Below are 9,383 nucleotides of genomic sequence, written 5' to 3'. Positions count from 1 at the left end.
CACGTGCGCCGGCTGGCCATCCTCATCGTGCTCTGCACCCTGCTGCCCGCCGCCGCGGCGGGCGCGGCGACCACGCGCGTCTCCGTGGCCGTGGTCGGGGACTCGATCGTCGAGAGCAGCCACCTGGCCGCGCCGGAGCGCGACGGCTTCACCGCCCAGCTGCGGGCCGAGCTCGCCCGCCGCGGCGTCGACGCGGGCGCGGCGGGGTTCGTCTCCGCCCATCCCGGCGAGCCGGTCCGGGTGCTGACGCCGCAGGCCGGGCGCGGCAGCTGGTCCTACCTGGGCGCCTGGGCCTGGATCACCCGCTGGCCGGGCGCCGTGGCCGACCTGTTCAGCTGGACGTCGCAGCCGCAGGCCAGCGCGTCGATGACCGCCAGCGGCGCCGACTCGGCCACGCTGGTCTACGTGTCGGGCCCGGGTCAGGGGCAGTTCGCGTTCCGGGCCGGCGCGGCCAGCGTCGAGGTCGACGGCCACGCCGAGCGCAGCGGCCTGGGCCTGAAGACGCTCGCCCTGCCCGGCGCGGGCGAGCAGCGCCTGCAGGTCTCCGATGTCCGACAGGGTGGCCTGGCCCTCGTCGGCGCGTTCCTGCGCCGGACGCCGCGCCCCGGGGCGCGGCAGGTCGAGCTGACCGCGATCGCCCGGGGCGGGGCGCTGGCCGCCGACCCGCCGACGGTCGTCGAGGACGCCGGCCTGGCCGTCCTGCGGCCGCGGGCCACGCTGATCGTGATGGGCACCAACGACGGCATCGGCTATGCGGCGACTCGCGATCCCGCGGCGCTGGACGCGCTGCGCGCCGGCCTGGAGACCCGCGCCCGCCGCGCGCGGCGCAGCGGCGCCTGCCTGGTCGTCCCGCCCGGCCGCGACAAGTTCCCGGCCGACGTGTACGCGCTGGTGCGCAGCACCGTGGCCGACGCGGCCCGGGCGACCGGCTGCACCCTCGTGCCCGCGCTCAACGCCCTGGACGCCGATCCGGCGCTGACCGTCGACGGGATCCACCCGTCGCCGGCCGGCTACGCGCGCCTGGCCCGCCTGCTGGCCCCGCGCCTGCTCACCGCCGCCGCGCGCCGGCGCTAGGCGACCACGGCAAGCGCGCCGGGGCGCAGGGTGTAGACCGCCTCGGTGACCGAGCCGACGTAGTCGCCGTCGACCTGCAGCGGCAGCTCGCGCTCGTCGACCGAGCGGATCGTCACCTGGTGCACGTCGGTGTACTGGGCGATGTGGCGGTGCTTGGCCAGGCGCAGGCGCTTGACCAGGGCGCGGGCGCTGATCGTCGGGACGTCGAGCGGCGAGACGCGCTCGAGCACGAGCGTCGAGAGCGTGCCCGAGTCGAGCGTCGCGCCCTCGGCCAAGGCCACCGGGCGATCGCGGAAGTAGGTGTAGGGATCGCCGTTCTGGACGATCGTGGTCACGCCGTTGGTCTGCTGACCGGTGTCGGTCTCGACGGTCATGCGCGGCGCGTTGACCAGGTAGTCCTTCAGGAACGACACGACGCCGGCCGACGTGAAGAACCACGGGCCGAAGCGCGCCTTGAGCTTCGGGCGCGCGTCGACGCGGCGCACCACGGTCGCGTCCAGCCCGACGCCGGAGGAGAAGGTGAACGCGCGCTCGTTGACCAGCGGCAGGTCGATGCGGCGCACCTCCCAGCGGTCGGCCAGCCCGAGCAGGTGCTCGGTCGCGTCGACGATCTCGTTGGGGATGCCGAGCATCCGGCAGAGCACGTTGGTGTTGCCGCCGGGCAGCGGGAAGATCGGCGTGTCCGAGCCGATCAGCCCGTTGACCGCCTCGTTGACCGTGCCGTCGCCGCCGAACGTGACCACGACGTCGTAGCCCTCGTGGGCGGCCTCGCGGCAGAGCTCGGTCGCGTGGTTGCGGCTCTCGGTGTCGATCGCCGTCACGTCGTAGCGGCCCTGGAGCGCGTAGACGACGAGGTTGCGCAGCCGGTCGGAGACCGTCGTGGCGTAGGGGTTGACGATCACCAGCATGCGCCGGCGCTCGGTGGCGGGGTCGCGGGCGCCCGCGGCGGCGAGGGCCTCGAGCTGGACGAAGGAGCTGGAGCTGGTCGGGACGGCCACGAGCGGTCGTCCAAGCTACACCGGCGTCGGCGCGCGGGTTACGCGGGGTGGCCCGGCGCCATGTCGCGCACGGCGCCGAAGCGCAGCACCGGATCGCCGTCGCGATGCTCGGCCCAGACGGGGTCCAGCAGCATGCCGGTGTGGTCGCCCAGGTCGGTGCGCTGGAGGATCGCCCCGACGAAGCGGTTGGGGCAGTCGTCCAGCAGCGTGGTGCCGTGCGGGCCCTCGGTCCAGGCGCAGCGGGCGAACTTGTCGATCTCGTCGCCCGTCTGCTCGCCGAACAGCTCGGCCAGCGGGTGCGCGCCGGAGGGCACGACGTGGACGGCCAGGTGCGTGGCGGTCAGCGCGACGCCGTGCGTGTGGTTGACCTGCGAGAGGCAGGCCAGGAAGCGCTGCGGGTGCACCGAGCACGGCGTGCCGAAGCCGATCAGGCAACCGGATCGCTCGGCCGCGGTCGTCGCGGTGACGATGAACATCGGCCCGTCGAGGGCCAGCGTCAGCCCGCTGAACGCGTGCGCGACGGGATCGTCAGAGCCAGCCACGATGGCGGAAGTACCCCAACATCCCGCCCAGCATCGCGACCATCACCACGATCACGATCCAGAAGGCCTCGATCGAGCCCTGGCCCGGCACCTCGACGTTCATGCCGAACACGCTGGCCACCAGGGTCAGCGGCAGCACCACGACGCTGATCGAGGTCAGCACGCGCAGGATGTCGTTGACGCGATGGGAGATGACCGACTCGTTGGTGGACTCCAACGCCTCGATCACCTCCTTGTAGTTCTCGAGCATGTCCCAGATGCGCTCGGACGCGTCGACGATGTCGTCGAAGTACATCTCGAGGTCCTCGGGCACGTACCGGCGCGTGCGCTCCAGATCGCGCAGGGCGGCGCGCTGCGGCCGGATGATCTTGCGGAAGTTGATGATCTCCTGCTTGACGTTGGAGATGTCGCGCACGATCTCCTCGGAGTGCCCCTCGAAGATGTCGTCCTCGAGGCGCTCGAGCTTGTTGCCCATCTTGCGCAGCATCGGGAACGACGCGTCGACGCAGTCGTCGACGACCTTGTAGAGCAGGTAGCCGGCGCCCTTGGCGAACAGCTGCTCGCGCAGCTCGTCGTCGCGCCCGCAGCGGTCGAACAAGTACTCCAGCGGCTGGATCGGCTCGTTGGGGAGCGTGATCACGAAGTCGCTGCCCACGAACACGTTCAGCTCGGCCGCGTTCAGGCGCCCGACCTGCTTGTCGTAGCGCGGGAAGTGCAGCACGATGAACAGGTAGTCGTCGTACTCGTCGACCTTCGGGCGCTGGTTGCGCGAGAAGACGTCCTCGTAGTCCAGCGCGTGGAACTCGAAGCGCTCCTCGATCCAGGCGCGCTCGATCGGCCGCGGGCGCTCGATGTTGATCCAGCGCAGACCGCCGGCTTCGATCTGCTCGACGCGCGGGACGCTGGGGGACTCAGGCGGTCCGGGAGCGACCCGACCGCGGGACCCGCGACGAAGACGAGGGAGGTTCGGCATCAGGACTTCGCGCCTCGTCGCTCATCGTGATCGGGTCCGCCTCGGGCATGACCCACAGTGTACTTCCCGGGCTGTGGGGGAAGCAGTCGTGGCCACGCAATTGCAACGCGCCGTGTATCCTGCCGACTACATAGCTGGACACATCCAGAGGGGTGGAGGGACTGGCCCGACGAAACCCCGGCAACCCCCCGCGTATCGCCACGCGGGAAAGGTGCCAATTCCTGTGAGATGTGGCGGAAGGTTCGTCCGAGACCTTCGCCACCTGAACTGGCGGAGGTTTCTTTGATGTCTGCGACGAACTTGAAGTGCAGAGAGTGTGCGGCCACCTATCCCCTGGAGGCCCGGTACGTCTGCGAGCAGTGCTTCGGCCCGCTCGAGGTCGCCTATGACCATTCGGCCATCGCCGAGGACACCGCGGCGCTGCGGCGCCGCATCCAGGCGGGGCCCCAGAACATCTGGCGCTACAGCGACTTCCTGCCGCTGGAGTCGCCTCCCGGTCCGTCGGGCCGCGTGCTGTCGCGCGTCGGGCTGCCGGCCGGCTGCACGCCGCTGATCCGGGCCGACCGCCTGGCCGACAAGCTCGGTCTGGGCGAGGTGTGGGTCAAGAACGACGCCCACAACCCGACGCACAGCTTCAAGGACCGCGTCGTGGCCGTCGCCTCGCAGCGCGCCCGCGAGCTCGGGTTCGACACGCTGGCCTGCGCCTCCACGGGCAACCTGGCCAACGCCGTCGCCGCCCAGGCCGCCGCGCTGGGGCTGCCGTCCTACGTGTTCATCCCCTCCAACCTGGAGGAGCAGAAGATCCTGGCCACGGGCGTCTATGGGACGAACCTGGTCAAGATCCGCGGCAACTACGACGACGTCAACCGCCTGTGCACGGAGATCTCCGGCGAGCGCGAGAGCTGGGCGTTCGTCAACGTCAACATGCGGCCCTACTACGCGGAGGGCTCCAAGACCCTCTCGTACGAGATCGCCGAGCAGCTGGGCTGGGAGACGCCGGACCGGATCGTCTCGCCGATCGCCTCGGGCTCGCTGTTCACCAAGCTGGCCAAGGGCTTCTCGGAGTGGCTCGAGCTCGGGCTGATCAGCGGCTCGGTGCCGACGATGAACGGCGCGCAGGCCACGGGCTGCTCGCCGGTGGCCACCGCGTTCGCCGAGGGCACCGACGTGTGCCGCCCGGTCAAGCCGGACACGATCGCCAAGTCGCTGGCCATCGGCAACCCCGCCGACGGCCCGTACGCGGTCGAGCTGGCCCGCGCCACCGGGGGCAGCGTCGACGCGGTCACCGACGAGGAGATCCGCGAGGGCATCCGCCTGCTGGCCGAGACGACCGGCATCTTCACCGAGACCGCCGGCGGCGTGACCACCGCGACGCTGGCCAAGCTGGCCGCGCGCGGGGACATCGGCGCCGACGAGCGCGTCGTGCTGGTCATCACCGGCGACGGCCTGAAGACGCTGGACGCGGTCCGCGGAACCTTCGAGTCCTACGAGATCGACCCGCGCTACGAGGACTTCGAGGCGACGGTCGAGCAAGGAGTGCATGCCTGATGGCGGTGACCGTGAAGATCCCGACGCAGTTGCGCGCCGTCACCGGCGGCCAGGCCGAGCTGTCGGTCGAGGGCGGCACGGTGGGCGAGGTGCTCGACGCGGCCTACGCCGAGCACGACGGCCTCAAGGACCGCATCTGCGGTGACGACGGCGAGCTGCGCCGGTTCGTCAACGTGTACGTCGGCGGCGAGGACATCCGCTTCCTCGACGGGCTGGGCACCGCCGTGCCGGGCAACGGCGAGGTCACGATCCTGCCCGCGGTCGCGGGTGGGCGCTGACCTGACGGATCGCGACGTCGCCGAGCGGGCGGCGCGGGCGGCCGGCCAGGTCGCGTTGCGCCACCTGGGCGGCGACCTGCGCGTCGAGGTCAAGTCGGCCGAGCCCACCGACGTGGTCACGGTGGCCGACCGCGCCGCCGAGGCGGCCGCGGTCGCGGTCCTGGCCGATCACCGGCCCGACGACGGCGTCTTCGGCGAGGAGGGCAGCGACCACGCCGGCCCGTCCGGGCGGCGCTGGGTCATCGACGCGATCGACGGCACGCTGAACTTCTCCCACGGCCTGCCCGCGTGGTGCGCGGCGGTCGTGCTGACCGACGCCGACGGCGCGCCGCTGGCCTGCGCAGTGCTCGATCCCGAGCGCGACGAGCTGTTCAGCGCCGCCCGCGGCCAGGGGGCCTGGCTCAACGGGCGCCCGATCGCGGTCCGCGCCGCGGTGCCGCTCGCTCAGGCGCTGGTGTCCTGCCAGTGGGGCTTCGGCAAGCTGGCCCTGCCCGGCGCGCGCGACGTGGTCAGCCGGATCGTCGACCAGGTGGGCGCGGTGCGGACACCGGGCTCCGGCACGCTGGAGCTGTGCTGGGTGGCCGTCGGGCGCCTGCACGGCTGGATGCAGCCCGACGCGGCGGCATGGGACTGGCTGCCGGGCGCGCTGCTGGTGCGCGAGGCCGGCGGCGAGGCGGTGACGGTCACCGAAGGTCTGCCGGTCAGCTGGTCGCTGGCCGGCGCGCCGGCGACGGTCAGCGCGCTGCGCGGCCTGCTCGGGCCCTGATCGCCTCGACCAGCGCGTGGATGAAGCGCATCTGCTCGGGGGTGTGGTCGTAGCCGCCGTTGAAGTAGTCGATCCGCTGCTCGCCGAACAGCGCCGCCCGCAGCAGCGACAGGTCGTCCGGCAGCGTGCCGTCGGCGGCGAAGGCGTCGCGCGTCTGGGTCACGAAGTCGCCCAGCGCGGGCGCGGCGGGATACAGGTCGTAGCCGTTGAACGTCAGCGCGAACGGGATCAGCTGGCTCCAGGGGGCGTTGGGCGGCGGCATCCGGTCCGCGCGCAGCGCCTCGTTGGGGATCGTGCGCAGCGTCACGCGCCGACGAGCTTGCCCAGGGCGGCGTCCATCACCCGGGTGGGCAGCATCTGCGTGACGGCCAGCTGGGCGCGCGCGTCGAGGCCGACGACGTAGCGGGCCCGCGGACGGTCGGCGGTCAGCGCGCGCTGGATCGTCGCGGCGACCTTGTCGGCGTCGGCGGCGCCCCGGCGGATGTGCGGGATCATCGTGCGAAAGCGCGTCGTGTGGCGCTCGTAGAGCAGGCGATGCTCCGGCGACAGCGCCGCCTCGGTGGCGTCGACCGTCGACTCCGCCTGGCGCCAGATGTCGGTGTCGACGCTGCCCGGCTCGACCAGCGACACGCCGATGCTCCACGGGCGCAGCTCGATGCGCAGCGCGTCGGCCAGCGCCTCCAGCGCGAACTTCGACGCGTTGTAGGCGCCCAGCAGCGGCGTCGACACGCGCCCACTGACCGAGGAGACGAACACCACCCGCCCGCCGCTCTCGCGCAGCTTGGGCAGCACGGCCTGCGTGACCGCGACCTGACCGAACACGTTGACCTCGAACTGGTGGCGCAGCTGGTCGATCCCGAGCCCCTCGATCGGCCCGGCCACGACGACGCCCGCGTTGTTGACGACGGCGTCGAGCCGCGCGGGGAGCGCGTCCGCCAGCGCGGCGACCTGGTCGGCGTCGGTCACGTCGAGCACGAGCGGCGTGATGCCGCGCGCCCGCAGCGCCTCGCCGTCGGCCGCGTCGCGCACGCTGCCGAGGACCTGCCAGCCGGCGGTGGCCAGACGCGCGACGGTGGCGGCGCCGATCCCGCGGCTGGCTCCGGTGACCAAGACACTGGGCATCCGCGGAACTTACACTCGCCGGCGATGAGCGAAGAGGAACCCGGCCCCGATCCCGTCCAGACCTTCCGCCAGCGGCGCGACCGGGTGCGCGCCGAGATGGGGGGAACGGTGCGCGTCGAGCGCCTGCACGACCGGGGCGAGCGCACCGTGCGCGAGCACATCGACGGCCTCCTGGATCCCGGCAGCTTCGAGGAGATCGGCACGTTCGTGCGCTCCGCGCGGGCCGAGGACGCGGCCGACACGCCCGGTGACGGCAAGATCGGCGGGCACGGCATGATCGACGCGCGGCCGGTCACGGTGGCCGGCGACGACATCACGGTCAAGCGCGGCTCGTCGTCGCTGATGGGATCCAAGCGGCTGGCGCGGCTGTTCGGCCACGCCGAGCGCAGCGGGCACCCGATCGTCTACTTCGGTGCCACCGGCGGCGCGCGGATCCCCGACACGCTGGGCTCGGCCGGCTTCAGCGAGGTCCCGCTCAGCGTCGACCTGTTCCGGCGCGCCCGGCGCGTGCCGTTCGCCACGGTGATCGTCGGGGACAGCTTCGGCGGCTCATCGTTCCTGGCCGCCGGCTCGGACCTCGTCGTCCAGCTGCGCGGCACGTGCCTGGCCGTCACCTCACCGCTGGTCGTCGAGATCGCCACCGGCGAGGCGATCGAGCGCGACGAGCTGGGCGGCGTCGACGTGCACGCCCGCACCACCGGTCAGATCGACCGGATCGCCGACACGCCCGAGGACGCCTACGCCCAGGTGCGCCAGTTCCTGTCGCTGCTGCCGTCCAACGCCGGGGAGCGGGCCGCGCGCGGTCCGGCCGGCCAACGGCTGGAGGCCGACGCCGAGCTGGCCGACCTGGTGCCCCGCCGGCGGTCACGGGCCTACGACATGAGCCGTGTGCTGGACCGCGTCCTGGACGACGACAGCCGCTTCGAGCTCGCGCCGGGCTACGGTCGCGGCCTGATCTGCGCGCTCGGCCGACTCGATGGCCACGTGGTCGGCGTGATCGCCAGCCAGCCGAAGTTCTTCGCCGGCGCGCTCGATCCCGCGGCCTGTGAGAAGGCGGTCCGGCTGCTCTGCCTGTGCGACGCCTTCGACCTGCCCGTGGTCTTCGTCCAGGACGTCCCGGGCTTCTTCGTCGGGCGCCAGGTCGAACACGCCGGGATGCTCAAGCACGCGATCCGCCTGCAGACCGCGCTCGCGCTCAGCCAGGTGCCGAAGCTGACGGTGCTGCTGCGCAAGAGCTACGGGCTGGCCTACTTCAGCCTGGGCGGCAACGACACCGGGGTGGACACCGTCTACGCCTGGCCGGGCGCCGAGATCTCGTTCATGGATCCGCTGGTGGCCGCCAACGTGGTCAGCGGCGGCGATCCGGCCGCCCGCGACGCGGCGCTGGCCGCGATGGAGGCGCAGACCGATCCGTACGGCGCGGCCGGGCGCATGGCCATCGACGAGATCATCGACCCGGCTGACACGCGGGCCACGCTGGCCCGCGCGCTGGACCGGCTGGACGGGCGCCCCCGCGTCAACGGCTGGGAGCGCCCGCTGGCCAGCTGGCCGACCTGCTGACTAGCTGCCGATCCGGATCGACGAGACCCGGGTGCCGCTCACGTTGAACGTCACGTCGCCACCGCCGCGGTTGTACTGACAGAACGGCGTCTTGATCAGCGGGGCCTTGGCGAAGCACTGCAGCTTCTTCCCGACGGCACCCTGCAGCGCGGTGACGCTGCTGCCGATCCCGGCGCCGTTGGCCTTGTACTGGGGCGACGTGATGCTGATCGTCGAGAGCTTGGGCGAGCCGCCCTGCGTGCCCTGCCAGAAGCTCAGGCTGAGGCCGTAGCGCTTGTAGGAGAGCGTCAGGTTGGACGACTTGCCGCTGAAGCCCTGCTTGTCCTGGTTGTCGGGCTTGCCCAGCAGCGACTTGGCCTTCGCGGCCGGGATGCCGAGCTTGAGCGCGCCGATCGCACCCTTCTGCACGTTGATCTTCGTGCCGACCTGCTTGGGCGGCGCGGCGGCGAGCGCCGGCGTGGCCAGGAACAGTGCACCGACGGCGATGAGCGCCGTCGCCCGCAGACTGCGAGACATTGGGAG

11 protein-coding genes and 1 riboswitch are annotated in these 9,383 nt (G+C 72.3%); of the genes, 5 read left to right on the top strand and 6 right to left on the bottom strand.

Going from position 1 to position 9,383, the window contains the following annotated elements; translation table 11 throughout:
* Positions 1 to 3 precede the first annotated feature (3 nt).
* Entirely contained in the window at positions 4 to 1,074 is a 1,071-nt protein-coding gene (locus ACZ5UI_RS08745) for a GDSL-type esterase/lipase family protein (RefSeq protein WP_464196306.1), read from the top strand.
* On the opposite strand, the gene ACZ5UI_RS08740 is transcribed toward ACZ5UI_RS08745, so the two are convergent.
* From ACZ5UI_RS08740 to corA, 3 genes are read right to left on the bottom strand one after another with little or no spacing between them, the layout of a single operon-like run.
* Entirely contained in the window at positions 1,071 to 2,072 is a 1,002-nt protein-coding gene (locus ACZ5UI_RS08740; RefSeq protein WP_464196304.1) for a diacylglycerol/lipid kinase family protein, read from the bottom strand. The two genes, ACZ5UI_RS08745 and ACZ5UI_RS08740, sit on opposite strands and share 4 nt — an antisense overlap.
* Before the next feature lie 38 nt (positions 2,073 to 2,110).
* Positions 2,111 to 2,614 carry a flavin reductase family protein gene (locus tag ACZ5UI_RS08735; RefSeq protein WP_464196302.1) on the bottom strand — a complete coding sequence of 168 codons (504 nt, stop codon included), beginning with the start codon at positions 2,612 to 2,614 and terminating at the stop codon, positions 2,111 to 2,113.
* Positions 2,601 to 3,587 carry a magnesium/cobalt transporter CorA gene (gene corA, locus ACZ5UI_RS08730; RefSeq protein ID WP_464196300.1) on the bottom strand — a complete coding sequence of 329 codons (987 nt, stop codon included), beginning with the start codon at positions 3,585 to 3,587 and terminating at the stop codon, positions 2,601 to 2,603. Before corA ends, ACZ5UI_RS08735 begins: the two co-directional genes overlap by 14 nt.
* 137 nt (positions 3,588 to 3,724) lie before the next feature.
* A riboswitch (SAM riboswitch) is annotated at positions 3,725 to 3,822 on the top strand.
* A 50-nt stretch (positions 3,823 to 3,872) separates the two neighbouring features.
* Between corA and thrC the strand changes: the two genes are divergently transcribed.
* Genes thrC through ACZ5UI_RS08715 form a run of 3 tightly spaced genes read left to right on the top strand, consistent with a single transcriptional unit; the run spans position 3,873 to position 6,179 of the window.
* Positions 3,873 to 5,135 carry a threonine synthase gene (thrC, locus tag ACZ5UI_RS08725; RefSeq protein ID WP_464196298.1) on the top strand — a complete coding sequence of 421 codons (1,263 nt, stop codon included), beginning with the start codon at positions 3,873 to 3,875 and terminating at the stop codon, positions 5,133 to 5,135.
* On the top strand, positions 5,135 to 5,413 hold the full coding sequence (locus ACZ5UI_RS08720; RefSeq protein ID WP_464196296.1) for a ubiquitin-like small modifier protein 1: 279 nt from the start codon (positions 5,135 to 5,137) through the stop codon (positions 5,411 to 5,413). Before thrC ends, ACZ5UI_RS08720 begins: the two co-directional genes overlap by 1 nt.
* The gene (locus tag ACZ5UI_RS08715; protein ID WP_464196294.1) at positions 5,403 to 6,179 is read left to right on the top strand and encodes an inositol monophosphatase family protein; all 777 of its coding nucleotides are present in this window, start codon (positions 5,403 to 5,405) and stop codon (positions 6,177 to 6,179) included. The genes ACZ5UI_RS08720 and ACZ5UI_RS08715 overlap by 11 nt, the downstream gene beginning before the upstream one ends.
* On the opposite strand, the gene ACZ5UI_RS08710 is transcribed toward ACZ5UI_RS08715, so the two are convergent.
* Positions 6,148 to 6,486 carry a hypothetical protein gene (locus ACZ5UI_RS08710; RefSeq protein WP_464196292.1) on the bottom strand — a complete coding sequence of 113 codons (339 nt, stop codon included), beginning with the start codon at positions 6,484 to 6,486 and terminating at the stop codon, positions 6,148 to 6,150. The genes ACZ5UI_RS08715 and ACZ5UI_RS08710 overlap by 32 nt on opposite strands.
* Positions 6,483 to 7,301 (bottom strand): SDR family NAD(P)-dependent oxidoreductase, encoded by an 819-nt coding sequence (locus ACZ5UI_RS08705; protein WP_464196290.1) that lies wholly within the window; start codon positions 7,299 to 7,301, stop codon positions 6,483 to 6,485. Before ACZ5UI_RS08705 ends, ACZ5UI_RS08710 begins: the two co-directional genes overlap by 4 nt.
* A 24-nt stretch (positions 7,302 to 7,325) precedes the next feature.
* Between ACZ5UI_RS08705 and ACZ5UI_RS08700 the strand changes: the two genes are divergently transcribed.
* On the top strand, positions 7,326 to 8,861 hold the full coding sequence (locus ACZ5UI_RS08700; protein ID WP_464196288.1) for an acyl-CoA carboxylase subunit beta: 1,536 nt from the start codon (positions 7,326 to 7,328) through the stop codon (positions 8,859 to 8,861).
* Here ACZ5UI_RS08700 and ACZ5UI_RS08695 read toward each other — a convergent pair whose 3' ends face one another.
* Entirely contained in the window at positions 8,862 to 9,377 is a 516-nt protein-coding gene (locus tag ACZ5UI_RS08695; protein WP_464196286.1) for a hypothetical protein, read from the bottom strand.
* Between the last annotated feature and the right edge of the window lie 6 nt (positions 9,378 to 9,383).

The sequence above is a fragment of the Conexibacter sp. JCM 18997 genome, assembly GCF_055391915.1.
Note: the sequence above shows the minus strand (reverse complement) of the source record. Positions and strands in the feature narration are given on the sequence as shown.